This is a genomic window from Bradyrhizobium sp. Cp5.3, from assembly GCF_000426265.1.
Taxonomy (GTDB): Bacteria; Pseudomonadota; Alphaproteobacteria; order Rhizobiales; family Xanthobacteraceae; genus Bradyrhizobium; species Bradyrhizobium neotropicale.
On sequence record NZ_AUFA01000001.1, the window covers coordinates 219,650 to 244,139 of the forward strand.

The 24,490-nt window shown below is 65.3% G+C and carries 25 protein-coding genes, 1 tRNA gene and 1 riboswitch; of the genes, 8 read left to right on the forward strand and 18 right to left on the reverse strand.

From position 1 onward, the window contains the following. Positions 1-6 precede the first annotated feature (6 nt). The 6 genes from xylA to K289_RS0101055 form a co-directional block, all read right to left on the reverse strand. Positions 7-1,329, reverse strand: coding sequence for a xylose isomerase (gene xylA / locus K289_RS0101030; RefSeq protein ID WP_027549740.1), 1,323 nt, complete (start codon positions 1,327-1,329; stop codon positions 7-9). Then, a complete protein-coding gene (xylB, locus tag K289_RS0101035; RefSeq protein ID WP_027549741.1) occupies positions 1,330-2,781 on the reverse strand; it encodes a xylulokinase in 1,452 nt (483 codons plus the stop codon). 109 nt (positions 2,782-2,890) lie between these two features. Beyond that, positions 2,891-3,955: a LacI family DNA-binding transcriptional regulator gene (locus K289_RS0101040; RefSeq protein WP_035683553.1), complete on the reverse strand. Its 1,065-nt coding sequence runs from the start codon at positions 3,953-3,955 to the stop codon at positions 2,891-2,893. A gap of 103 nt (positions 3,956-4,058) precedes the next feature. Continuing rightward, complete coding sequence (locus tag K289_RS0101045; protein ID WP_027549743.1) at positions 4,059-4,523, reverse strand: GNAT family N-acetyltransferase; 465 nt, start codon at positions 4,521-4,523, stop codon at positions 4,059-4,061. 2 nt (positions 4,524-4,525) lie between these two features. Next, positions 4,526-5,038: a GNAT family N-acetyltransferase gene (locus tag K289_RS0101050; RefSeq protein WP_035683556.1), complete on the reverse strand. Its 513-nt coding sequence runs from the start codon at positions 5,036-5,038 to the stop codon at positions 4,526-4,528. Next, entirely contained in the window at positions 5,038-5,619 is a 582-nt protein-coding gene (locus K289_RS0101055; RefSeq protein ID WP_027549745.1) for a helix-turn-helix domain-containing protein, read from the reverse strand. Before K289_RS0101055 ends, K289_RS0101050 begins: the two co-directional genes overlap by 1 nt. 339 nt (positions 5,620-5,958) lie before the next feature. Between K289_RS0101055 and K289_RS0101060 the strand changes: the two genes are divergently transcribed. After that, complete coding sequence (locus K289_RS0101060) at positions 5,959-6,768, forward strand: cyclase family protein (protein WP_035683650.1); 810 nt, start codon at positions 5,959-5,961, stop codon at positions 6,766-6,768. A 36-nt stretch (positions 6,769-6,804) separates the two neighbouring features. Here K289_RS0101060 and K289_RS0101065 read toward each other — a convergent pair. Continuing rightward, positions 6,805-6,878: transfer RNA gene (locus tag K289_RS0101065), tRNA-Gly, on the reverse strand. Positions 6,879-7,050: 172 nt separating this feature from the next. On the opposite strand from K289_RS0101065, the gene K289_RS0101070 reads away from it, so the two are divergent. The 5 genes from K289_RS0101070 (at position 7,051) to K289_RS0101090 (ending at position 10,103) form a co-directional block, all read left to right on the forward strand. Further along, positions 7,051-7,626 carry a methylated-DNA--[protein]-cysteine S-methyltransferase gene (locus K289_RS0101070; protein ID WP_027549747.1) on the forward strand — a complete coding sequence of 192 codons (576 nt, stop codon included), beginning with the start codon at positions 7,051-7,053 and terminating at the stop codon, positions 7,624-7,626. Between the two features lie 95 nt (positions 7,627-7,721). Beyond that, complete coding sequence (locus K289_RS0101075) at positions 7,722-8,561, forward strand: helix-turn-helix transcriptional regulator (protein WP_027549748.1); 840 nt, start codon at positions 7,722-7,724, stop codon at positions 8,559-8,561. A 55-nt stretch (positions 8,562-8,616) separates the two neighbouring features. Continuing rightward, positions 8,617-8,976, forward strand: coding sequence for a VOC family protein (locus K289_RS0101080; RefSeq protein ID WP_027549749.1), 360 nt, complete (start codon positions 8,617-8,619; stop codon positions 8,974-8,976). A 128-nt stretch (positions 8,977-9,104) separates the two neighbouring features. After that, positions 9,105-9,503, forward strand: a complete 399-nt coding sequence (locus K289_RS0101085) for an SRPBCC family protein (RefSeq protein WP_027549750.1) — start codon at positions 9,105-9,107, stop codon at positions 9,501-9,503. 114 nt (positions 9,504-9,617) lie between these two features. Further along, entirely contained in the window at positions 9,618-10,103 is a 486-nt protein-coding gene (locus tag K289_RS0101090; protein ID WP_027549751.1) for a hypothetical protein, read from the forward strand. A gap of 50 nt (positions 10,104-10,153) precedes the next feature. On the opposite strand, the gene K289_RS0101095 is transcribed toward K289_RS0101090, so the two are convergent. The 5 genes from K289_RS0101095 to K289_RS0101115 all read right to left on the reverse strand — a co-directional run bounded on the left by K289_RS0101095 (position 10,154) and on the right by K289_RS0101115 (position 15,415). Continuing rightward, positions 10,154-10,867 (reverse strand): hypothetical protein, encoded by a 714-nt coding sequence (locus tag K289_RS0101095; RefSeq protein WP_027549752.1) that lies wholly within the window; start codon positions 10,865-10,867, stop codon positions 10,154-10,156. A 147-nt stretch (positions 10,868-11,014) separates the two neighbouring features. Then, positions 11,015-12,460, reverse strand: coding sequence for an MATE family efflux transporter (locus tag K289_RS0101100; RefSeq protein WP_027549753.1), 1,446 nt, complete (start codon positions 12,458-12,460; stop codon positions 11,015-11,017). A 166-nt stretch (positions 12,461-12,626) separates the two neighbouring features. Next, positions 12,627-13,679 (reverse strand): hypothetical protein, encoded by a 1,053-nt coding sequence (locus K289_RS0101105; protein ID WP_027549754.1) that lies wholly within the window; start codon positions 13,677-13,679, stop codon positions 12,627-12,629. 104 nt (positions 13,680-13,783) lie between these two features. Continuing rightward, complete coding sequence (locus K289_RS0101110) at positions 13,784-14,197, reverse strand: PAS domain S-box protein (RefSeq protein ID WP_027549755.1); 414 nt, start codon at positions 14,195-14,197, stop codon at positions 13,784-13,786. Between the two features lie 111 nt (positions 14,198-14,308). Further along, positions 14,309-15,415 (reverse strand): 2'-deoxycytidine 5'-triphosphate deaminase, encoded by a 1,107-nt coding sequence (locus K289_RS0101115; protein ID WP_027549756.1) that lies wholly within the window; start codon positions 15,413-15,415, stop codon positions 14,309-14,311. Between the two features lie 108 nt (positions 15,416-15,523). Beyond that, positions 15,524-15,603, forward strand: a riboswitch (SAM riboswitch). Positions 15,604-15,677: 74 nt separating this feature from the next. Here K289_RS0101115 and K289_RS0101120 point away from each other — a divergent pair. Then, a complete protein-coding gene (locus K289_RS0101120; RefSeq protein ID WP_027549757.1) occupies positions 15,678-16,865 on the forward strand; it encodes an O-succinylhomoserine sulfhydrylase in 1,188 nt (395 codons plus the stop codon). 123 nt (positions 16,866-16,988) lie between these two features. Here K289_RS0101120 and K289_RS0101125 read toward each other — a convergent pair whose 3' ends face one another. Genes K289_RS0101125 through K289_RS0101135 form a run of 3 tightly spaced genes read right to left on the reverse strand, consistent with a single transcriptional unit; the run spans position 16,989 to position 20,023 of the window. Further along, complete coding sequence (locus tag K289_RS0101125; protein ID WP_027549758.1) at positions 16,989-17,990, reverse strand: SGNH/GDSL hydrolase family protein; 1,002 nt, start codon at positions 17,988-17,990, stop codon at positions 16,989-16,991. Between the two features lie 12 nt (positions 17,991-18,002). Beyond that, positions 18,003-18,782, reverse strand: coding sequence for an SGNH/GDSL hydrolase family protein (locus tag K289_RS0101130; RefSeq protein ID WP_027549759.1), 780 nt, complete (start codon positions 18,780-18,782; stop codon positions 18,003-18,005). Continuing rightward, positions 18,782-20,023 carry an OpgC domain-containing protein gene (locus K289_RS0101135; RefSeq protein WP_027549760.1) on the reverse strand — a complete coding sequence of 414 codons (1,242 nt, stop codon included), beginning with the start codon at positions 20,021-20,023 and terminating at the stop codon, positions 18,782-18,784. Before K289_RS0101135 ends, K289_RS0101130 begins: the two co-directional genes overlap by 1 nt. Positions 20,024-20,201: 178 nt before the next feature. Between K289_RS0101135 and apaG the strand changes: the two genes are divergently transcribed. Next, a complete protein-coding gene (apaG, locus tag K289_RS0101140; RefSeq protein WP_027549761.1) occupies positions 20,202-20,594 on the forward strand; it encodes a Co2+/Mg2+ efflux protein ApaG in 393 nt (130 codons plus the stop codon). A gap of 142 nt (positions 20,595-20,736) precedes the next feature. Here the strand turns inward: apaG and K289_RS0101145 are convergent, their stop codons facing one another. From K289_RS0101145 to K289_RS0101155, 3 genes are all read right to left on the reverse strand, one after another. Next, entirely contained in the window at positions 20,737-21,744 is a 1,008-nt protein-coding gene (locus tag K289_RS0101145) for an Hsp33 family molecular chaperone (protein ID WP_027549762.1), read from the reverse strand. Between the two features lie 240 nt (positions 21,745-21,984). Further along, positions 21,985-22,905: an ornithine carbamoyltransferase gene (gene argF / locus K289_RS0101150; RefSeq protein ID WP_027549763.1), complete on the reverse strand. Its 921-nt coding sequence runs from the start codon at positions 22,903-22,905 to the stop codon at positions 21,985-21,987. Next, on the reverse strand, positions 22,905-24,107 hold the full coding sequence (locus tag K289_RS0101155) for an aspartate aminotransferase family protein (RefSeq protein ID WP_027549764.1): 1,203 nt from the start codon (positions 24,105-24,107) through the stop codon (positions 22,905-22,907). The genes argF and K289_RS0101155 overlap by 1 nt, the downstream gene beginning before the upstream one ends. Positions 24,108-24,490 lie beyond the last annotated feature (383 nt).

Consider the following 24,490-nt stretch of genomic DNA (forward strand, 5'->3'; position numbering starts at 1 on the left):
CCTCGCTCAGACGTAGCGGTTGACCAGGGATTCCAGATATTCCTGCCGTCCCGAGCGCGGCTGCGGGTCGAAGCCGGGCTTAAGCGCACGATCGGCAAGGTCGGCCAGCGAACGTTGCCCGCCGAGAATGGCGCGGCCCTCGCTGCTTGCCCATCCGTCGTAGCGCTCGACAAGCGGCGCCGTGAGCGCGCCGGCATCGAGCATGTCGGCGGCGGCGAGGAACGCGCGCGCGCAGGCATCCATCGAGCCGACATGGGCATGGATCAGGTCGTCGGGATCGATCGACTGGCGCCTGATCTTGGCGTCGAAATTGAGCCCGCCCGAGGTGAAGCCGCCACGGTTCAGTATCTCGTGGAACACCAGGGCCAGCTCGGGCACGTTCATCGCGAACTGGTCGGTGTCCCAGCCGAGCAGATCGTCGCCGCGGTTGATGTCGAGCGAGCCGAAGACGCCGAGCGCCTCGGCCAGGGCGACCTCGTGATGGAAGGAATGGCCGGCGAGGATGGCGTGGTTTTGCTCGATGTTGAGCTTGACGTCCTTCAGCAGATCGTAGCGCTGCAGGAAGCCGTAACAGGTGGCAACGTCGAAATCATATTGATGCTTGGTCGGCTCCTTCGGCTTGGGCTCGATCAGGATCGGGCCCTTGAAGCCGATCTTGTGCTTGTGCTCGACGACTAGCGACACGAAGCGGCCGAGCTGATCGAGCTCGCGCTTGAGGTCGGTGTTGAGCAGCGTCTCGTAGCCCTCGCGCCCGCCCCACAGCACATAGTTCTGGCCGCCGAGCCGGTGCGTCACTTCCAGCGCGGCGCGGACCTGGCCTGCGGCATAGGTGAAGACATCGGGGTCCGGATTGGTCGCTGCTCCCGCCATGTAGCGGCGATGTGTGAACAGGTTGGCCGTGCCCCAGAGCAGCCGCACCTTGGCTGAAGCCATCTTCGCTTCGAACAGATCGGCAATCGCGTTGAGGTTGGCGACGGATTCTGCGAGCGAGGCGCCTTCCGGCGCGGCATCGACGTCATGGAAGGTGAAGAAGGGCACGTCGAGCAGGCGGAACAGCTCGAAGGCGACGTCTGCCTTGGCGCGCGCCTGCGCCATCGGATCGGTGCCGCGATGCCAGGGGCGCAGGAACGTCTCGCCGCCGAAGGGATCGCCGCCAGGCCAGCACAACGAATGCCAGTAGCAGACCGCAAAACGAAGATGATCCTCGAGCCGGCGGCCATGCACGACGCGATCCTTGTCGTACCAGCGGAAGGCGGGCGCCTGTCCGGCATCCCTGCCGGCAAAGGCGACGGGTGCGCTTGCATCGAAGAATTTGGCTGATGCGTTCACTTAAAGCTCCTTCAACGCGGGATAAAGATCGCGCCAACGACGATAGGCATCGTCGTAGGCGCTGGTCGTCGATGCGCGGGGGGCGAGGGTCGCAAGCCGCCGCGGACGCGTGCAGACCTCTGCGGGGTCCTCGCCGGTGGCGGCGAGCCGGCCGAGCCGCGCGGCGCCGAGCGCCGCCCCCACCTCGCCTTCCTCGACGCGGTGGACGGGAATGCCGAGTACGTCGGCGCAGATCTGTGCCCAGAGCGGCGAGCGCGAGCCGCCGCCGACGAGATCGACCTCCGCAATCGGCGCGCTCGCGCCGCTCAGCGCCGCCAGATTGTCGCGCGCGGCGAAGGCGACGCCTTCGAGCACGGCCTGAACGATCTGGGAGCGTCCGGTCGCGCCGCGCAAGCCGACGAAGGCACCGCTGGCGGCAGCGTCATTGTGCGGTGTGCGCTCACCGTCGAGATAGGGCAGGAATTTTATGGGGCTCGGCCCGTCGACGCGCTCGCCGAGGGGCGCGAGCAACGCGGCGGCCGGCGTCTCCATCACGCCGGAGAGCCAGGCGAGCGAGGCCGCCGCCGACAACATCACGCCCATCTGGTGCCATACACCAGGCAGCGCGTGGCAGAAGGCGTGGACCGCCGAGGCCGGCGCCGGCGCGAACCGGTCGGTGACGCGGAACACGACGCCGGAGGTACCGAGCGACAGGAAGGCGTCGCCGGGGGCGATCGCGCCGAGTCCGATGGCGCTTGCCGCGCAATCACCGGCCCCGCCGGCAACCACGACATTCCCTGCCATGCCCCAGCGCTGCGCCAATTCCGGCGCGAGCATCGCACTCGCCTCGCTGCCTTCGACGAGGCGCGGCATGTGATCGAGATCGAGGCCGGTGGCCCGCAGCAGCTCGGCTGACCAGCGGCGCTGGCCGACATCGAGCCAGAGCGTGCCCGCGGCGTCCGACATGTCCTCGATCATCTCGCCCGTGAGGCGATAGCGCACATAGGCCTTCGGCAGCAGCACCTTTGCGACGCGCGCGAAAATATCGGGCTCGTTTCGCGCGACCCAAAGCAGCTTTGGCGCGGTGAAGCCTGGCATCGCCAGATTGCCGGCGATGGCGTGCAGCGACGGACAGCGCCGCTCGAGCTCGACGCATTCGGCATGCGAGCGGCCGTCGTTCCAGAGGATGGCCGGGCGCAGCGGCCGTCCGTCCGCGCCGAGCAGCGTCGCGCCATGCATCTGGCCGGACAGGCCGATGCCGCGCACTTGTGAAACCTCGCGCGGATGGCGAGCTGCGAGATCGTCGACGGCGCCAATCGCGGCATCGACCCAGGCGTCCGGATCCTGCTCGGACCACAGCGGCGCGGGATGCGACAGCGAAAGCTCGCGCGCCGCCGTCGCGACGATCGCGCCGGCCGGGTTCACGAGCACCGCCTTCACACCGGACGTGCCGATGTCCATTCCGAGATACACGCCATCCTCCCTTTCAACTCCGTCGCGGCCTGCGAACTTACGTCGCCTCTTCCGCAACAGGCCTTCTCGAATCTCGACCTGCCGTTGGCCCTTCGTTCGACCTTTTGGCCTACGGCAGATTGTCCCGCATCACGATGTCGATCCTGATCTTTTCCTGTTCACGCAGAATCGGCTCACCACGGGCGAGGGCGAGCAGCACGCGCACGGCGGCGCGCGCCTCATGTCCCGGATTCTGCGAAATCGCGGCATCCATCACACCCTGCAGCAGCAGCCGGCGCGTCAGCACCGTGACGTCGTGGCCGACGAACACCACCTGCTTCTCGCGGCCGGCATTGCTCAACGCCTTGGCGACGCCTGGCGTGCCGGCACCGACATTGTAAAGACCGACAATGTCAGCATGCCGGCCGAACAGCCGCGCCAAAGCCTGTTCCGAGAGATCGTCGTCGTCGCGTCCTTCCAGCACCGGCAGCACGTCAAGCCTGGGGAATTCCGAGGCCATCACCTGGTTGAAGCCGAAGATGCGCTCGGCATGGTCGCGCAGGCCCTGCGAGCCCGCGACGATCGCCACTTTACCGGACTTTTGGTCGGCGAGCCGCCCGACCAGCGCGCCGGCGGTGCGGCCGGCGGCGATGTTGTCGATGCCGACATAATGGTGGCGGCGCGAGGACGGCACGTCCGAGACGAGCGTCACCACCTTGGTGCCGGCCTCGACGAGATCGTCGATCGCGGCGCGGACGCTCGGATGGTCCAGCGCCACCACCGCGACGCCGTCATAATCGCCCGACAGCGCCTCCAGTGAGGCGGCGAGCACGGACGGATCGAACACGTCGGTCGCAACCACCTCGACGCTGAGGCGACGGGCCGAGAGCCAGGCCGACATCTCATCGAGATAGGCCTGAATCTGCTGCATGAACAGGTTCGGCCCTGTCGGCATCACGAAGGCAAAGCGGCGGGCCCGCGCGCGCGCAAGCTCCGCGGCACCCACATGGGGTTGGAACGCATTGCGCGCGATCGCCTCCTTGACGCGCCGGACCGTGTCCGGCCGCACGCCCGGACGGTTGTGCAGGACGCGATCGACCGTGGCGAGGCTGACACCCGCCTGGCGGGCGATGTCCTTCAGCGTCAGCGCGGGGGTGGCGACCGTGTCAGTCGCTGTGTCCGTGTCCTGGTCCATGGCTGAAGGCTAGCAGAGGCATTTTGAGGTACGCAACTCATTTTGAGGGGCCGGCCGATGCTTTCGAGTGCCGGTTGTGCGTCGCACGTCGCCCGGCGAGGCCCTAGCGGCCGGTCAGGTCAAGCGTCAGGAACACGCTGTTGGGGTCCTCGACATAGCCATCGAACGGGCCGCAGGGCACGAAGCCGTGCGCACGGTAGAGCGCATGCGCGGGCTTGAAATAGTCCCACGAGCCGGTCTCGAGGCTGAGCCGCTTGAGGCCGCGCGCGCGGGCCTCGGCGATGAGGTGGCCGAGCATCTGGCCCGCAAACCCGCGCCGTCGCGCCACTTGCAGCGTGTGCATCGACTTCACCTCGCCATGATCGGCCGAAAGCGTCTTCAACGCGCCCACGGCAACGAGCGTCTCGCCGTCCCAGCCGGTCCAGAACGCGATGTCGGGCGCACGAAGCCCGGAGAGATCGAGCGCGTGCGCGCTGCCCGGCGCGGTCTGCGCCCGCGCCGTCGCGACGTGATGGTCGAGCATCGCGATCACGCGCGGATCGTAGGTGTCGCCGGTGCGGATCCGCATCGTCACGGCTTCACCTCGGTCGCAAGCCGCCGCTGCATGAAGACGAGATCGAGCCAGCGGCCGAACTTGCAGCCGACCTCCGGCATCCGCGCGACCTCAACAAAGCCGAGCGAGGCATGCAGCGCGATCGAGGCGGCGTTGGCGGCCTCGATGCCGGCGATCATGCTGTGCTTGTCGAGCGCGGTGGCGCGCTCGATCAGCGCGGCGACGAGGCTGCGGCCGATGCCACTCCTGTGGTGCTGCTCATCGACATAGACGGAATTTTCGACGGCGTGGCGATAGCCGGGCCAGGGACGGAAATCGCCGAACGAGGCGAAGCCGACGACATCCCTGCCCTTCATCGCGACCAGCACGGGATAGCCGACCTGCTGCCGCGCCGAGATCCAGTCGCGCCGCGAGGCAAGATCGGCCGGGCCGTCGGTCCAGACCGCCGTGGTGTTGAGCGCGGCGAAATTGTAGATGGCGAGGATGTCGGCGGCATCCTCGAGCGTGGCGTCCCGCACGATCAGCGACATCACATCTTCCCGTAAGAGGTACCGCGCCGCACGATGATGATGTAGCGCGCGTCCTGCCTGGTTTCGTTCTCGAAAATCACCGAGCGCATCACGTCGAAGTCGAGGCAGTCGCCCTCGCGCAAGCGCACCGTCTTGGCGTCGATGTGCACGGCGATCGCACCCTCCAGCATCAGGAGCTGCTGGGTGAAGGCATTACGGCCCCAGGGGCTGTACGGCACGCGCGCGCCGGCCGGCAGGTCGACGACGATGATCTCGATACCGCTCGCCGCATCCGTCGGCGAAGCATGGCGCCGGCGATAGCCGCTCTCGGGATCGCGCCAGTGCGGCTGGTCTGCGAGCCGCACCAGCCGCTCCGGCGGCTTCTCGGCGAGCGCGACCACGTCGCTCAAGGACACGTCGAGCGCGGCGCAAAGCTTTCCCAGCAGCGAAGCGGTCGCGCTGCTCTGCGCCCGCTCCACCCGCCCGATCATCGCGCGGCTCACGCCAGAGCGCGCGGCGAGTTCGTTCAGCGTCATGCCGGCATGCGTCCTGAGAGTCTTCAAGCGGCGACCGATCGCCCTGTCGAGCTTTTGCTGGTCCATTCTCGTTGGTCCTGGCCTTCATCCGAACATCGCCCGGCAACCGGACCGCACCTGCCGGGCGAGAGGAGCTTAGGCGGGAAGCGCGGTGAATGCCGGGACCGGTAGTCTAATATATTAGAATCTCGGTGGCGCGTGATTTTGGCTCCAGGATGAGACGCAGGCCTGGCGGAAAGGAAATTCCGCGCTTCTTCGACATTGAGGCTTCCAATGCATTTGACTTCAGCCGTGTCGTGAAAGCCTGAAGTGACCCACTTGTGAGGCACCATCCTCCTTGCGAACCGCCAACGAACGCCGATCTAATCGAGCTTCCCTTCCCAAAGCGCCATCATGGAGCCGACCATGCAGCCGAAATTCCGCACCATCGTCACCCGCCTGCTTGCCGGCGCATGCCTCCTCTGTGCGACGAACGCGGCCGCGACGGCGGCATCGCTGAGCACCGTCTACAAGACGATCGCGAATGCGCGCTTCGTCGATCTCACCCACAGTTTCGGAACGGACACACCGGTCTGGTCCGGATTCGGCCAGGCCAAGATGACGCCGGCCGTCGATCCCACAACCAAGCGGCCCTACGACATCGCGCATGACGGCTTTCGAGCCACCTATTACGAGATGGTCGGACAATACGGCACGCATGTCGATCCGCCCGCGCATTTCGACGAGCACGGGACCACGATGGACAAGATTCCGCTGAAGCAGATGATCCTCCCACTCATCGTGCTCGACGACACGCCCTATCTCGCCAAGGATCCCAACCATGCATTCTCGCTGGACGACTTACGTGCATGGGAGCGCAAGAACGGCCGTGTGCCGGAAGGCTCATTCGTCGCGCTGCGGACCGACATGTCCAAGGACTGGGAGAGCAATCCCGAGCGCTTCAAGCGCAGCCCGTTCCCCGCCTGGAAGCTCGAGACCCTCAAATTCCTGTACGAGCAGCGCCACGTCACCGCGACCGGTCACGAGTCCATGGATACGGACATCACCGACAAGATGGATTCAGAGACCTATATCCTGAAGAGCGGTCACTATCAGATCGAGGTCATGGCAAATCTCGATCAGGTCCCCGCCAAGGGCGCCCTGATCGTCGTGAGCTGGCCGAAGGTCAAGGACGGCATGGGCTTCCCCGCCCGCGCCTTCGCCATCGTGCCGTGATTTCGATCGATACTCGGCCGCCGAGCGGCGAAGCTTTGGAGCGGGCGAAGGGAATCGAACCCTCGTATGCAGCTTGGGAAGCTGCCGTTCTACCATTGAACTACGCCCGCGGTGCGCGCTCTTCACGCCCCACCTGATTAGCCGAGACGGCGGCTCGCGCCAAGCGGTTTGGCGCACTTGGCCTCACGCTTCTTAACCTGTTGGCAAGATTCCAGGTGCGCCGGATTGTGGCGGTGTTATGATCGCACGGTTGGGGAAACGTAGCGTGAGTGGGGCGTGCGCATGGTGGGGCGTGCTTACGCGATATTCGACACGGCCATAGGCCGTTGCGGCATCGTCTGGAGCAATACCGGCGTGATCGCCGTGCAGTTGCCCGAGGCGCGGGAGATCGACACCCGCCGCCGGATTTTCCAGGTCCATCCCGAGGCGCGCGAGCAGCGGCCCTCCGACAACGCCGAGCTGGCGATCGAGGGCATTGCAGTGCTGCTGCAAGGCGGCGACCCCGATTTTTCCGACGTCAGCCTGGACGCCGGCGGCGTGCCCGCCTTCCACCGGCGCGTCTATGAATTCGCCTGCAGCATCCCGCGCGGGGAGACGCGCACCTATCTCGAAGTCGCCAAGGCACTCGGGGCCTCCGGCGCCACGCATTCGGTGGCGCAGGCGATCGCGAAAAATCCCTACATGATCATCGTGCCCTGCCATCGGGTGCTGGAAGCCGGCAACTACACCGACCGGCTCTCGCCTTACGGCGGGGTGATCTCCAAGCGGCGGCTGCTCGCGCTGGAGGGCGCCCACCCCGTCGCCAGCAAGACGCTGTTCGAGGTGCTGCTGCCCGTTGCCCCGCCGCGGGCGAGCTGAAGCGCGATTTTGATCGCGCCTCGGCCCACTTTTTTGGGCATGATCTTATCGGAAAACCGCTACACACTTTTCCGGATCATGCCTAGATAAGGTGGATGGAAGCGACCCGTCTGCTGACAACACAATCCATGACCGTCTCCGAGTTTCGCTGCGATGCGGGACCGGATGACAAGCCGTTTGCGGAGTGCCGCACCGGTCATTCCATCGCCTATGTCCGCTCGGGCAGCTTTGGCTGCCATTGCCGCGCCGGCTTCTTCGAGCTGGTGGCGGGCTCGGTGCTGGTCGGCGCCCCCGGCGACGAATACACCTGCACGCATGAACACGTCTGCGGCGACGTCTGCCTGTCCTTCTTCCTCAGCGAGGACCTTGTCGATGCGCTCGGCGGGCGGCGTGAGATCTGGCAGGTCGGCGCGACGCCGCCGTTGCCGGAGCTGATGGTGCTCGGCGAGCTCGCCCAGTCGGCAGCAGATGGCAACAGCGATATCGGCCTCGACGAGGTCGGCCAGATCTTTGCCGGCCGCTTCGTCGATGTGGTCTCGGGCAAGACGCGCAAGCAGGCCACACCGACCGCGCGCGACCGCCGCCGCGCGGTCGAAGCCGCGCTGTGGATCGACGAGAACTCGCATGCCGAGGTCGACCTGGAACAGGCCGCGCGGCAGGCGGGATTGAGTCCCTTCCATTTCCTGCGGCTGTTCTCGGCCGTGCTCGGCGTCACCCCGCATCAATACCTGGTGCGCTCGCGGCTGCGGCATGCGGCGCGCCTGCTGACCGATGACGAGATCGCGGTCACCGATATCGCCTATGACGTCGGCTTCGGCGATCTCTCCAACTTCGTCCGCACCTTCCACCGCGCCGCCGGCGTGTCGCCGACGAAGTTCCGCCAGGCCTCGCGCGGCGACCGCAAGATTTTCCAAGAGCAGCTTGCCCTCAACTGAATAGGTTTGTCTCCGGCGCGCGCCATTCGCGGCGCGCTTTGCAATGGAGACGATCATGTACGATCATATCGGATTGCGCGTTGCCGATCTCGACGCCAGCATGCGCTTCTACACCGCGGTGCTGGCCCCGCTCGGCTACGTCCTGTGCTCGAACGGCGACGGCTATGCGGGCTTCGGGCCGAAGGGTGAGCCCGCGCTCTGGCTGCATCTGAACAAGGGACGCAAAGCCGACGGCGCCCACATCGCCTTCCGCGCCAAGGACCACGACGCCGTCAAGACCTTCCACAGCGAGGGCCTGAAGAGCGGCGGCCGCGACAATGGCGGCGCCGGGCCGCGCAGGGATTACAGCCCGACCTACTACGCCGCGTTCCTGATCGATCCCGACGGCAACAATGTCGAGGCGGTTTGTACGTGACGGACCGGTAGGGTGGGCAAAGCGAAGCGTGCCCACCAATTGCGCGCGACAACGTCGATGAATGGTGGGCACGGCGTTTTGCGCCGTTGCCCACCCTACTCTCTACCGCAAATTCAAGGACACCCCCCTTGGCCTCCATCCACAACGACATTCCCCTCAACGCCTCCGCGCGCGATGTCTGGGACGCGGTGCGCGATTTCGGCGCACTGCATGAGCGGCTGGTGCCGGGCTTCGTGACCGCCTGCACGCTCGACGGCGAGGTGCGCGTCGTCACCTTCGCCAACGGCTCGGTGGCGCGCGAGGTGCTCGTCGATTGCGACGATGCCCGGCAGCGCCTGGTCTATGCGATCAACAACGAGCGGCTGGAGCATTACAGCGCCTCGGTGCAGGTGATCGCCGAGGGCGAAGCCAAGAGCCGTCTCGTCTGGATCATCGACATGCTGCCGAACGAGCTTGCGGCTTACGTGCAGGGGCAGACCAAGGAGGCGGTGATCGCCATGCACAAGGCGTTTCCGCCTGCGGCCTAGCGGCGGCTCTGTGATTTTTCTCACAGAGTTCACCCCTGCTCGCCCGTAACCATTCTCGCGTGCGTCCGGTTGGCTCTGCTCTTCCGGCGGAGCTGCGCACGCGAGGAGCATGCCATGAGAGGTGCGGACAAGGTGATCTGCCAGGCGGCTGCCGTGCTGCTGTTGCTATCGATCGCGAGCTCGCCAGCGAAGGCGCAGTTCGCAGGCTCCAGTGGAAGCGCCGGAGGCGAGGACATGATGACCCAGATGGCGCCGATGCTGGAGATGATGAAGGCGAAGATGGGCAAGCGCCGCTTCGCCATGCTGATGCGGACCATGGGCCCGATGATGAGCCGCATGATGGAGAACGGCGGCGGGCTCAGTGGCATGCCCGGCGGCCTTGGCGGCGCGAATTTCGGCGGCGGTTTCGGTGCGCCCAACTATGGCGGCTACGCGCCGATGGGCGGCACCATGCCGACCGGCATGGGATTTGGCGGCGGCGACATCATGGGCATGCTGGGCGGCGCCGGCGGCGGCGACATGATGGCAATGATTCCGCAACTGATGCGCCTCGCCAATGTCGGCGGCGGTGGCGGCCATCGCCGCCACAGGCATCGCTGAATCGCGGCGACGTACAGCCGCCGCGCCAAGCGTAGATGCGGCCGCCGATATCAGATCCGATCGTCGATCAGGACGCCGGAAAGCGACGGATCGCTTGCCTTCGCCGGGTCGCCTGGTCGCGTCGCGCTGTAGGTCGAATCCGCGAGCGAGTTCTTTAGCGACTGAAGAAATTGTTCAAGCAAGTCCGGCGCCGAGTTGCTGCTCGACGAACCATCCGTGCCGTTGGCCGCAGAAGATCCGTTTGCATTCGACGTGTCGCTTGCCCCTGTCGTGCTGGAAGAGGTCGGATCCGTGAGCAGGCTTTTCAGCGAATCGAGAAATTGTTGAAGCAGGTCCACCACCGAACTGCCGCTGGATGAACTCGCCGTGCCGTTGGCGGGAGCAGGCCCGCCGGCTGGCGGCGGCCCACCTGCTCCACCCGGTCCGCCGGCTCCATCCGGTCCATTTGACAACGCGGCCTTGAAGATACCTTGCAGATCGGTTGCCTGCTGGTCGGTCAGCTTGCCGGCCGAAACTTCCTGCTGGATGAGATCATCGATCCTCGACTTGAAGGCCTCAGGCGATGATTTGCTACCGCTGGACTGATCGGTCGCACTGCTTGATTGCAACGAGGAGTCAATGTCGCTGAGCGCTGACGTCAGCGCCGACTGATCGGACGAATTGATCGCGCCGGAGCTCACTTCCGCTTGCAGTTCATCTTGCAATCGTTGCAGCGGCGATGAGTGATGATGGTGGTGGGAGGAGAGCGCCGAAATCGAGGTCATGGTGGCTTTCCGTGCTTTTGGTGGACTCGAGGTGACGTTGCCCCCAAGGGCTAGCGCGGAGCCTTCGGCAAGGAGCCGCTCCGATTACTCGATATTGCCAATGAGCGACGGGAAACATTAAGAAACAAAAATGCTGGCGAGCGCGTCCTAGTCCGCTGCGGCCGAAAGAGCCGGCCTGATCGCGGACTTGCCCTCGCGCGGCCCCCAGCGCGTCAGCACCACGCTGGAGCAGGAGAGCAGGCCAAGCACGACCATCGAGCTCGCGGCCAGCCAGAAGAAGCCTTGCGCGGTGGCATCATGCGTCGACAGCCACCAGCCGCAGCTCGCGATGTAGACGAGCCGCGCGGTCTGCGCCAGCACCGGGCCGATCACCTTGGCCGCGCCCTGCGACGAGAAATACATCGTCGAGGCAAGGCCGATGAAGGCGTAGAACGGCGCCACCGTCGACAGATATTGGTGGCTGGTCGCACGCACGGCCGCGCTGTCGGTGAAGATGTTGACCCAGAGATCGGGGAAGAGCGCCACGAGGCATGCCGGCGCGCCGACGGCAACGAAGGCCGACGCTCCCGCGATCCAGGCGATGCGCCGGGCGCGCGCGATGCGGCCGGCACCGACCGCCATGCCGATCATCGGCACCGAGGCGATCCCGAACGAGAACCCGATCGAGGTCAGCAGGAATTCGAGCCGCGCGCCGATGCCATAGCCGGCGAGGATCGCGGTGCCGAACTTCGCCAGCATGTGGGTGAAGATAGCGATCGTCAGCACCGATTGCAGCGGCGAGAAACAGGCGATGGCGCCGACCTTCAGGATGTCGAAGAACATCGCCCATTGCACGCGCAAGCCGCGCAGCTTCGGCACGACACGGGCGCGGCCGGAGAACAGGTACCAGCCCATCACGCCGATGTTCATCGTATAGGCGATCAGCGCGCCGGCCGCGACGCCGCGCATGCCGAGCTGCGGCACCGGCCCGAGCCCGAGGCCCAGCGTGCCGCCGAGCACGACCTGCCAGACCGCGGAGTTGAGGATCAGCAGCGAGGGCAGCTTCATGTTGCCGGTGCCGCGCAGCACGCCCGCCATGGTGTTGAGCAGCCAGGGCAGCACGGCGCCGCCGAAGAACACCTGCGTGTAAGCGATCGCATGCGTGAGCACCGCGCCGCGGCCGCCGAGCAATTCGAGGAGGCGCGGCCCTAAGATCAGCATGCCCAGCATGAAGACGAGACCGAAGCTGACGCCGATCAGCAGCGCATGCGCGGCGAGCGTGCCGGCGCGCTCGCGATCGCCGGCGCCGAGTGCGCGCGCGATGGCGGAGGCCACCGCGCCGCCCATGGCGCCGCCCGACATCGTCATGGTCAGGATGACTGTCGGAAACACCAGCGCCATCGCAGCGAGTGCCTCGACGCCGAGCCGGCCGATATAGGAGGTCTCCGCGATCACCACGCAAGTGCCGGCCGACAGCGCGACCACGTTCGGCCAGGCGAGGCTGAGCAGCGTGCGCAGAATCGGTCCGTCGGTCAGTGCGCTCCTCACCGGCCGCGAAGGCGGCGGCAGCGGACGCTCTTGTTCATCGACCGGGATTTCGGCGATGTCGGACATTTCCTCTCCGGGGCCCGAACGCGAACCAGGGCGCGGCAATGACTAGCTGTGCCAATGAATATCTTCGCGTCAAAGGCGCGGTAGGCACTTGTTAGCACGGCCGGCACCGATTCCTCCTGCGCCGGACGCAGGCGTGCCCTGCGGCAGCGCATTTCAGCGGGTGGAATTACTCGATCGTCCACATCAGCGGCGGACGGCCGCCCGCTGGCGCGCGCATGTGCACGCCGATATGGCGGCCGCAGCCGGCGGCCAGCCCCTCGAACAAGCCCTCCAGCACCTTGGCGCACACGGGATGATAATCGGCGACATCGTCCATCAGCTTCCAGCTCTGCTGACGGATTTCGAATGTGCCTTCGGAGCTCGTCATCTCGGCGGCGTCGTCCTGCGCGGTGAACAGCGCCTGCAGGAACGATGCGAACTCGCCCGCACCACCGCGGCCCGCCGACAGCGCGGAGGCGACCTCGTCAAAGGACTGCATGCCGATCAGCTTGCCGGTGAGGTGCAGCAGATAGCACGCATCCTCCGGCCCGAACAATTGCACCATCACGGGCGCCGCGGTGCGCACATATTCCATGGCGTAGTTGCGATAGGCCTTTTCCAGTCGCGGCTTCGGCCAGCTCGCGACGGGCAGCGCCGGCGCGGTCTTCGCATCGAACAGCGGCGCTTCCAGATGCCGCGCGAATACGAGGCGCTGATCGAGCTCGAGCGGATGATCGTATTGGTAGTAGTAGCCCTCTAACCCGTCCTGACCGTCGACGCTCTGCTTGGTGCAGACGAAGCCGAGGCGGAGATCGCCGAGCGCGACGCCGTTATTGGCGTGCCAGCCGCGCAGCATCGCACGCGACACCTCGCCCGGCACGCCGCAGATCGCCGTGCCCTTCCAGATCCAGCGCGGCGGCGGATAGCGGATCCAGGCCTTGGCGTCGCTCTCGTACATGTATTCGACATGCACGCCGCCGATCCAGTTGGAGAGATAGTGATATTGCGCGGCCGCCACCGCCGGCGGCAGGTGACTGATGCCGAGCTTCTTCAATCCCGGCAGGAAGCGCTCCTGCTGTTGGCGGCGGAACACGCGGAAGACGAATTCGGCGGCATCCGCCGTGCCGCGCCGCGTCACCACCGTGAGGATCAGCCCAGTGAAATAGGCATGGTAGAGATCGGCGACGGCGCGCCAGCGTTTCCACTGAGCCTCCTGCGCGGAGTCCAAAGTGACGGCCATGTTCACTCCCGATCGTTGTTTTGATCGAGTGTGTCACTGCACCCGGTGACAGGCAACCTGACGCTCATGCAGGCCGCTCTGCACAGAGGCTCACCAATTCCGTATCACGAATTTTGCGTCGCCGTGGCGGCACGCTCGCGCTCGACCCGTTCGGTGACATCACGCGCCATCGCGACCGATCCCTGCACGATCCCACCGGCATCGCGCACCAGCGCGAAGGTCATCTCGATGTAGAGCCTGCGCCCGCTCTTGTGCAACGCGCGGGTCAGCGTCGGTCGACCCGCAAGCTTCATGGTGCCACTCGCAATCGCGGTCTCGAAGCCTTTCCAATGCGCGGCGCGCAAATGTTCGGGAACGATCAGATCGAGATTTTGGCCAAGCGCTTCGTCCGCGGAGAAGCCGAACAGCGCGCTCGATGCGCGATTCCAGCGCACGATCGTGCCGGAGCGATCCGAGTAGATCAGCGCATCCGCGACGTCTTCGATGATCTGCGCGTCGAGTTGGGATTGATCAGTCATCTCGTCACCTCGCACGAAATGTAGCCCGGATGAAGCGCAGCGCAATCCGGGACCTTCTGATGACGAGGGGTCCCGGATTTCGCTGCGCTCCATCCGGGCTACGGTATGCGGCTACACCCGGAAATGCTTGCTCAGCTTCAGGCCCTGCGCCTGGTAGTTCGAGCCAATGCGCTGGCCGTACATCGCGTCGGGACGCGCCAGCATCTTCTCGTAGACGAGGCGGCCGACGATCTGGCCATGCTCGAGGATGAAGGGCACTTCGCGCGAACGCACCTCCAGCACCGCACGGGCGCCCTGCCCGCCGGCGCCGGCATAGCCGAAGCCTGGATCGAAGAAGCCGGCATAGTGCACGCGGAACTCGCCGACCAGCGGATCGAACGGCACCATCTCCGCGGCAAAGTCGGGCGGCACCTGCACCGCTTCCTTGGAAGCGAGGATATAGAACTCGCCGGGATCGAGGATCAGGCTGCCGTCGGGTCGCGCCGAGATCGGCTCCCAGAAATCCTCGACCGCGTAGCCCGAGCGGCGGTCGACATCGACGACGCCGGTGTGGCGCTTGGCGCGGTAGCCGACGAAGCCGCCGCCCTTCTCCCCGGACAGATCGACCGAGACGGCGACACCGCCGGAGAGATCGGCCTCGTCGACATCGACGAGGCGCTCGGCCGCATGGAGCGCGTCGAGCTCGTCGGCATTGAGGATGGCATCGCCGGTGCGGAAGCGGACCTGCGACAGGCGCGAGCCTTCGCGCACCAGCACCGGAAACGTCTTCGGGCTGATCTCGGCATAGAGCGGGCCGTGATAGCCGGCGCCGATCATGTCGAAGCGACGAGTGCCATCCGCGATCACCCGGGTGAAGACGTCGAGGCGGCCGGTCGAGCTTTTCGGATTCGCCGCAGCGACGATCTCCGGCGGCAGCGCGAGGCTTTCCAGAAGCGGCACGATGTAGACGCAGTTGGTCTCCAGCACCGCGCCGTCGGCGAGGCTGAACTCGTGCAGCTTCAGCTCGTCGATGCGCTCGGCGACGGTGGCGCCGGGTCCGGGCAGGAAGCTTGCGCGCACGCGATAGGCGATGTCGCCAAGCCGAAGATCGAGGCTCGCCGGCTGGATCTGGCTTTCGACGAAGTCGTAGGCGGGCAGGATGAGCCCCTCTTCCGCCATCGCCGCGATCATGCGGTCGGGCAGGATACCATTGGCGTCGGCAGCAACCGTGAACGTCAAACGGTGGTCCTCTTCGGGGTCAAACGCATCCGAAAACGCGGAAAAATGAACCTTTTACGGCTATCCGATGGACGCCTTGACGGAAAGGGCATTGCGGAATAAGAGCATGACTTATCCCGTGGTGATTTGAGCCGGCCGGCTTGCAGCCACGTTAAATAAGTCGCTAAACAGGCCGGGGACCTCTGTGATCCCGGCCAGTGGAGATATCCAGGCCGGTTTTTTTGTGACCGCTTTCGCTCGCGTGGTCATGTCGGAGGTACCTATGTCGAAGTCGCCTGCTACTTACCGCCCCGAAACCCGCCTGGTCCATTCCGGCACCCTGCGCTCGCAATATGGCGAGACGTCGGAGTCGCTGTTCCTGACACAGGGCTATGTCTACAACAGCGCCGAGGAGTGCGAGGCGCGGTTCAAGGGCGAGGATCCCGGCTTCATCTATTCGCGCTATTCGAACCCGACGATCGCGATGTTCGAGCGCCGCATGATCGAGCTCGAGGGCGCCGAAGCCGCCCGCTCGGCGGCAACCGGCATGGCCGCGGTGACCACCGCGATCCTGGCCCCGCTGAAGGCCGGCGACCATTTGGTGGCATCAAAGGCGCTGTTCGGCTCGTGCCTCTATGTCGTGCAGGACCTGCTGCCGCGCTACGGCATCGAGACCACGCTGGTCGACGGTCTCGACCTCGACCAGTGGCAGCGCGCGCTGAAGCCGAACACGAAAACCTTCTTCCTGGAGAGCCCGACCAATCCGACGCTCGACGTGCTCGACATCCCCGGCATCGCCGAGATCGCGCACAAGGGCGGCGCGCGGCTGGTCGTCGACAACGTGTTCGCAACGCCGATCTGGCAGAGCCCGCTCGCGCTCGGCGCCGACGTCGTGGTCTATTCCGCGACCAAGCATATCGACGGCCAGGGCCGCTGCCTCGGCGGCATCATCCTGTCCTCGGAAGCCTTCATCGCCGAGCACATCCACAACTTCATGCGCCAGACCGGGCCGTCGATCTCGCCCTTCAATGCCTGGGTCCTGCTCAAGGGCCTGGAGACGCTGGGCGTGCGCGTGCGCGCGCAGACCGATACTGCGGCCCGCATCGCCGAGGTGCTGGCGAGTCATCCCAAGATTTCGCGGCTGGTCTATCCCGGCCGCGCCGATCATCCACAGGCGGCACTGGTGAAGAAGCAGATGCGCGGCGGCTCGACGCTGGTCGGCTTCGAGGTGAAGGGCGGCAAGCAGGCGGCCTTCCGCGCGCTCAACGCGCTCAAGCTTGCGAAGATCTCCAACAACCTTGGCGATGCCAAGAGCCTCGTCACGCACCCGGCGACCACGACGCATCAGCGCCTGAAGCCGGAAGACCGCGCCGCGCTCGGCATCAGCGAGGGCTTCATCCGCTTCTCGACGGGGCTCGAGCATGCGGACGATCTGATCGAGGATCTCACCGCGGCGCTGGAGAAGGCGTGAGGCGATCGAGGTCTCGTAGGGTAGGCAAAGCGAAAGCGTGCCCACCATTCACGATCGCACGGTCGATAGATGGTGGGCACAGCGCGCGAAGAGCGCGCCTTTGCCCACCCTACGCAGCGATGCCTACATCGGCCGGTACGTCCGCACATCCGCCGGCACGTTGACGCCGAGCTTGATCTGGCCGACGGAGCGGATGATGTCGTCGCCGAGGAGCTGGGCGAAGCAGGCGTAGCCCCAGTCGTTCATGTGCAGGCCGTCGGCGATGACGAAGCTCTCCACCGGGAGAGCCTGCTTCTCGTGCCACTCGCGCATCACCTCGAAGCGCGGGAAGATGCCGACGTGACGGAGCTCGGCGACCTTGCCGAGCAGCCTCACCATCCGGCTCGCGCTTTCGGGGCGCTCGGTGACGCGCGGCGAATATTGCGGATCGACCAGCACGATGTCGGCGCCGCCGGCAGCCTGGATGCGGGAGATGCCGTCCTCGACGAGCTTGGCGGTGTCGGCGGGATCGAGATTGCGCAGAACGGCATTGGTGCCGACCTGCCAGATCACGAGATCCGGATGCACGTCGATCACCTCCTTCTGGAGGCGCTTCATCATTTCCGGCGCATCCTCGCCGCCGACGCCGGCATTGATGACGGTGATGTCGGCGCTCGGATATTGCCGGCGAAGCTGGGCGGCGAGGCGGTTCGGATAGTTGAACTCCGGCGAACTCGCGCCAAAGCCTGCGGTCGACGACGATCCGAACGCGACGATCACGACGGGCCGGCCCTCGATCAGCTTGCCCGCGACGTGCGGCAGCGAGCCCATCGGCTTCGCGCCGCCCTTCGGCGGCAGGCAGGGCACGCGGCTGAAGATGTCGCCGGCGGATTTCGCGACCTGCTTCACCTTGTCGATGGCGCGCCCGGCAATGCCACGCTGGTCGGCAGGTGGCTGCGAGGTCACGGCAACCGTGGTCTGGGACGGTGATGCGGGAGCGGGACTATTGGCCGACTGCGGCGCCGGCGTCGCTTGTGCGGCCTGTGCTTGCGCTGGCAACAGCGAGACGGGTGTCAGCAACAGCAGGGCCGCTGCTGCAGGTCCGGCCAGCCATGCCGACAGGCAAAAAGGGCGGAAAGAACTCATTTACGCTAGACCTCAATTTTGCTGCTGGGCCGGCCCGAGATGGGCGGCGTCGATCACGAACTGCGCCAGCGCCCGGCCAAGACAGTCATGGACCTGCTTTGCCAGTTCAGGGCCGCGCGATGGGCTGAACAGGTCGAACTGACCCTGATCATTCCATTGCCGCATGATCGCGAAACGGTCGAACAGCGGGATGTCATGCTCCTGGGCCACCACGCGCATATTGTCGAGGTAGGGCGGCACCGAGATCATGGTTTCGGTTCGCGGGCTGTACTGCAAGTTCATCAAGACGACGTCAGCCCCTGCATTTTGCAACGCAGCAACCCCTTCGGTGACTGCGCCGCGAAACTCATCGGGATCGATGGATCGGATAGCATCCACGGTCCCGGTCTGCCAGATGACCAAAGTAGGCCTTTTTTCTTCCATCAGCTTAACGAAGGTCGAGGCAGCCTCCGCTGCCGTCTTCTTGCTCTGTATTTCTACGGAGACATGAACGGGCTCGGATGGCGGCAGCTTTTCCTTCAGGATCGCCTGCATGCGCGCCGGGTAGGAGCTGTCCTCCGAGGACGGAATCGTGGTCGAGCGGCTGCCGATGACCAGAATCTCGAGCGGCTTGCCGTCCTTGACGGTGTCGGCGACCTTGTGGAGCTGGCTGTCGGTTGTGAGCAGATAGGACGGCAGCTCGCAGGCCGGGGGCGTGGCAGGAGCAGCCGGCGCAGCATCCTCCGCGCGCGCCGACGGCGCGGCGAGACCACCGCACAGCAGGATCAGGCTCAGGAGAACCTTCGCCTTCATCAGCCCCCTCCCGCCATATCGGCGTTGCCGACGGCGTTTTTGGTTTTCGAACCGCTCTTGTCAGCCACGCGCTTGTACCACGAAATCACCCAGGCCATCGCCCACATGATCAGGATTCCGGAGAGACTTATCAGCGCATGCATGGCCGGGCCGCCTGAGACCTCGGCCAGGATGAAATGGCCGGCGAAGGCCAGGAAGACGCCGAGACAGAAGATCTCGAGCGAATGCTGGCCGCACAGGATCAGCGGCCGCAGCCAGGGCGATTTCAGGCCCGGCCAGTCCCGCGGCAGGAAGCGCACGGTGAGCGCGGCGAGCGCCAGGAAGTGCGTGAAGCGCAGCACGTCGAGATCGGTCTTGTCGATCGGATACATCCACTGCTCGATCCGCTTCGGCATGAAGTGGGACAGCTGCGGCACGTACCAGGTCAGCGTCACGTAGAACGCCGCGGCCAGATAGGCGATCGAGATCCACATCGTCACGGGTGATGCCAGGATCCGCGACATGCGCCGCGCACCTCCGAGCGCGCACCAGGCCCCGAACACGAAGAGCAATTGCCAGGCCAGCGGATTGAACGCCCAGAAGCCGTTCGGATAGGCCGAGAAATAGAGGTCGAATTCCCAGGTGACGACATAGAGCACGACCGAGAGGCCGAGCGTGACGTCGGGCTTCCACTTCATCGACCAGAGGATCACGGGCAGCGCCAGCATCAAGACGATGTAGAGCGGCAGCACGTCCATGTTGACGGGACGGAAGCGCAACAGCAGCGCCTGAACGATGGTGACGTCGGGCTGCTTGAGGAAATCCATGATGCCCATCTCTTCCGTGTAGAGCGGGTTCTCGAAGCTCGTCGCGACGTAGGAGATTTCCGCAAGGAAGATCGTGAACAGGAAGACGTGGGCGACATAGATCTGCCAGACCCGGCGCAGGATGCGCGCGGTGGCGATGACGAAACCGGATTCCAGCATCGCGCGGCCATAGACGAAGGCGGCGGTATAGCCGGAGATGAAGATGAAGATCTCGGTGGCGTCGCTGAAGCCGTAGTTGCGGATCGTGAACCAGGTCAACAGGTTCGGCGGCAGATGGTCGATGAAGATCAACCACAGCGCGAGCCCGCGGAAGAGATCGAGCCTGAGTTCGCGCTCGCCGATCGCAGGCAGCGTGATGGCCGGCGCGGCCGTGCGCGACTTGGCATTCGCGGTTCCCGCGATCGGCGATCCCGTCACTTGGTCGGCAATGGTCATCGGGGCCAAGAACCCTTTGCAAATCGCGACGTTGGAGGAGTGTACTGGTCCTGCGCCGCCTCGCAAAGCGACCGGATCACAATCCGGTTGTACTTCTCTGTCAATTCGGGCGGGACGATGTCGCGGAAGGCGCTGCGGGCGTTTGGTTCCCGGGCCGGATTTCGGTATGATGGCAGCCATGTACCGTGCCGTGACCCGCCAGATCGAAGTGACCGTCGAGCCGAACTTTGTTCCGGAGCAGTCGTCGGCCGAGCGCTCGCGCTATTTCTGGTCCTACACCATCGTCATCACCAATTCCGGCGACGAGACCGTGCAGCTGAAGACGCGGCACTGGATCATCACCGACGCCTCCGGCCGGCAGCAGGAGGTCAAGGGCGAGGGCGTGGTCGGCGAGCAGCCGATCCTGGCGCCCGGCGAACGCTTCGAATACACCTCCGGCGTGCCGCTCTCGACCGCGTCAGGCTTCATGACCGGCCGCTACCAGATGGTCAGCGAAAGCGGCGAGCGTTTCGAGATCGACGTGCCGACGTTCTCGCTGGACAGTCCGGACAACAAGCGAGTGTTGAACTGACGCACGGCACGCTGCCAAGGTGGGTAAAGGGCGCGAAGCGCCGTGCCCACCACTTCAATCACGACGAACGGGCGGTGGGCTACGATTTCTGAGCGATCGGCGGGAGCTTCCCCAAGCTCGTCATTGAGGGAGAATCGAGGGCTTACGCGTTGTCGACGCCCGCCTCGTGCGGCGTGAACTTATACACCGAGCTGCAGAACTCGCAGGTCACGACGACCTTGTCGTCCTTGACCATCGCGGCGCGATCGTCCGGCGAAAAACTCTTCAGCATCGAGGCGACTGCGTCGCGCGAGCAGGAGCATTCCGCCTTCAGGTTCTGCGGATTGAACACGCGCACGCCGCGCTCGTGGAACAGGCGAAACAGCAGCCGTTCGCCGGAGAGCTCGGGATCGATCAATTCGACGTCTTCGACGGTCTCGATCAGCGAGCGCGCCTCGACCCAGGCATCGTCCTCGGCGACGCTATGTACCGCGGTGCCTTCCGGCGCATCGCCGGGATGCAAATCGGCCTGCCGAGCACGCTCGGGCGCCTTCGGCAGGAACTGCATCAGCATGCCGCCGGCGCGCCAGCGATGCTTGCCGCCGTCGCTGCTGCGCCACTCCTCGCCGACGGCGAGGCGGACGCGGGTCGGGATCTGCTCGGAGCGCAGGAAATATTCGTGGGCGGCGTCTTCCAGGCTGCCGCCGTCAAGCGCCACCAGGCCCTGGTAGCGGCTCATGTCGGGCCCCTGATCGATGGTCATCGCAAGATGACCGCGCCCGAGCAGCGTGCCGGAATCCTGCGCCTCACCAAGACGCGCGGCGTCGTAGCGGGCATAGGCCCGCAGGCGATCCGGCGCCATGTAGTCCACGACCAGGAACGACACCGGGCCGTCGGTCTGGGCCTGGAGAATGAAGCGGCCCTCGAATTTCAGCGCCGTGCCGAGCAGCGTCGTCAGCACGATGGCCTCGCCGAGCAGCTTGCCAACCGGCGCAGGATAGTCGTGCTTGGTCAGGATCTCGTCGAGCGCCGGACCAAGCCGCACCAGGCGGCCGCGCACGTCGAGCGCGTCGACCTCGTAAGGCAGCACCGCATCATCGATCGGAACCGCTGATGGCGCGCGAACCGGGCCTTCAGGCCCGGTTTTCATGTCAGGGGATTGAAAAACCATGGCGCTCTATCTGGGGTCGGAGGAGGTGGAATGGAAGGGGTTCGGAGCAACGTGTTCCGAACGTGCGTGACGGCACAACGATACGCGAATTCGGTGTCGTCCTGGCGAAAGCCAGGACCCATAACCGCAGGACCCATAACCCCAGGGAGGAGTTGTGACGCGAGATGACAATTGCCAATCCTCGCCAAACGAAAGCCGGTGGTAATGGATCCTGGCTTTCGCCAGGACGACGATCCAAACCTACTTCACCGCGTCGAAACACCAGGCCAAGATGCCCTTCTGCGCATGCAGGCGATTTTCGGCCTCGTCGAACACGACCGATTGCGGGCCGTCGATTACCTCGTCGGTGACCTCCTCGCCGCGATGGGCGGGCAGGCAGTGCATGAACAGCGCATCGGACTTGGCCAGCGACATCAGCTTCGAATTGACCTGGTAGGGCTTGAGCACGTTGTGACGGTGCTCGCCTTCCTTGTCGCCCATCGACACCCAGGTGTCGGTGACGACGCAATCGGCGCCGCGCACGGCGGCTTCCGGATCGGTACCGAGCACGATCGGGGCGCTGGTCGCCTTGATCCAGTCACGCATCGCCTTCTTCGGCGCGAGCTCCGGCGGGGTTGCGACATTGAGCTTGAACTTGAAGCGCTCGGCGGCATGCGCCCAGGACGCCAGCACGTTGTTGTCGTCGCCGGTCCAGGCCACCGTCTTGCCTTCGATCGGGCCGCGATGCTCCTCATAGGTCATGAGGTCGGCCATCACCTGGCAGGGATGCGAGCGCCGCGTCAGCCCGTTGATGACGGGCACGGTCGCATTCGCCGCGAGCTCAAGCAGCGCGTCGTGATTGAGGATGCGGATCATGATCGCATCGACGTAGCGCGACAGCACACGCGCGGTGTCGGCGATGGTCTCGCCGCGGCCGAGCTGCATCTCGGCGCCGGTGAGCATGATGGCCTCGCCGCCGAGCTGGCGCATGCCGACGTCGAACGACACCCGCGTACGGGTCGAGGGCCGCTCGAAGATCATCGCGAGCGTCTTGCCTTCGAGCGGCTTGACCGGCTGATGCGCCTTCTGCTTCGCCTTCATTGCGGAGGAGGCGGCGAGCATCCGCTTGAGCTCCGACAACGGGAGCTCATTGATATCCAGAAAGTGCTTCGGCTTGCTCATCAGCTTGCCGCCCGTTTGTTACCGGACAGCGCGGCGCAGGCCCGCTCGAGCCGCCCGACACTGTCCTCGATCTCGGCTTCGGTGACGATCAATGGCGGCAGGAAGCGCACGACATTGTCGCCGGCCCCGACGGTGAGCAGCTTCTGATCGCGCAGCGCGGCGACGAGATCGCCGGAGGGCACCACGGCCTTGATGCCGATCAGGAGCCCCTCGCCGCGAACCTCGCTGACGACGTCGGGATGACGATCGATCACGGACGCGAGCTTCTGCTTGAGCAGCAGCGACATCTTCTGCACGTGGTCGAAGAAGCCGGGCTTGAGCATGACGTCGAGCACCGCATTGGCGGCGGAGATCGCGAGCGGATTGCCGCCGAAGGTCGAACCATGCGAGCCGGGTGTCATGCCGGAGGCCGCTTCCGCGGTCGCGAGGCAGGCGCCAATCGGGAATCCGCCGCCGAGCGCTTTCGCCAGCGACATCACGTCGGGCGTGACGCCGAGGCGGCGGTGCGCGAACAGATCGCCGGTACGGCCCATGCCGGTCTGCACCTCGTCGAATGCGAGCAAGAGGCCACGCTCGTCGCAGAGTTGGCGCAGCGCCTTGAGGAATGCCGGCGTCGCCGAGCGCACGCCGCCCTCCCCCTGGATCGGCTCGATCAGGATGCCGGCAGTCTGCGGACCGATCGCCTTCTTGACGGCGTCGAGATCGCCATGCGGGACCTGGTCGAAGCCTTCCATCGGCGGACCGAAACCTTCGAGATATTTTGCCGAGCCCGTCGCAGCCAGCGTCGCGAGCGTGCGGCCATGGAAGGCGCCCTCGAAAGTGATCATGCGAAAGCGCTCGGGATGCCCCTTCGACGCGTGATAGCGGCGCACGACCTTGATCACGCATTCCAGCGCTTCCGCACCGGAATTGCAGAAGAACACGAAGTCCGCAAAGCTCTCGTTGCAGAGGCGGCTCGCAAGACGTTCGCCATCCGGGCTCTGGAACAGGTTCGACATATGCCAGAGTTTCGTCGCCTGCTCCTGCAGCGCCTTGACCAGCACGGGATGGGCATGGCCGAGCGCGTTCACCGCGACGCCGGACGTGAAGTCGAGATAGCGCTCGCCATTGGTGGCAATCAGCCAGCAGCCTTCGCCGCGCTCGAAACCGATGTCGGCCCTGGCGAAAACGGGAAGCAGATGCGGCGCGGCGCTCTTGGTCATGGCTGTCACTTGGTGTTGAGGACGGCCTCAACGCGCATTGCGCAGCGCACCAATGACCGTCCCGGAAAACGAAACGTGCCGCCTTTTCAGGGCGGCACGTGAGGGCATCTTATGCCTGGCAGAACGGGAGTCAATGCCGCCGGCAAGCCTCGGGAAACGCAGAATCCGTAGTCTTGCGGTGCCTATTTTGTGGTGGTTTCGCTACGGAACATGTGGAAGCGAGTCGGCGGACTCTTGCGCGTGAGTCACGCCATATTGTAGCGTTTGGCTTGTCAGATACGACATCTCGTGCAGCGGTTCTGATCCTCTAAGTCCTCATGTACCGGCGTAAACGTTCGGGCGTTCTAGTCGCGCCCGGCGAGCCTTAAGGGATTCTGGCGGCA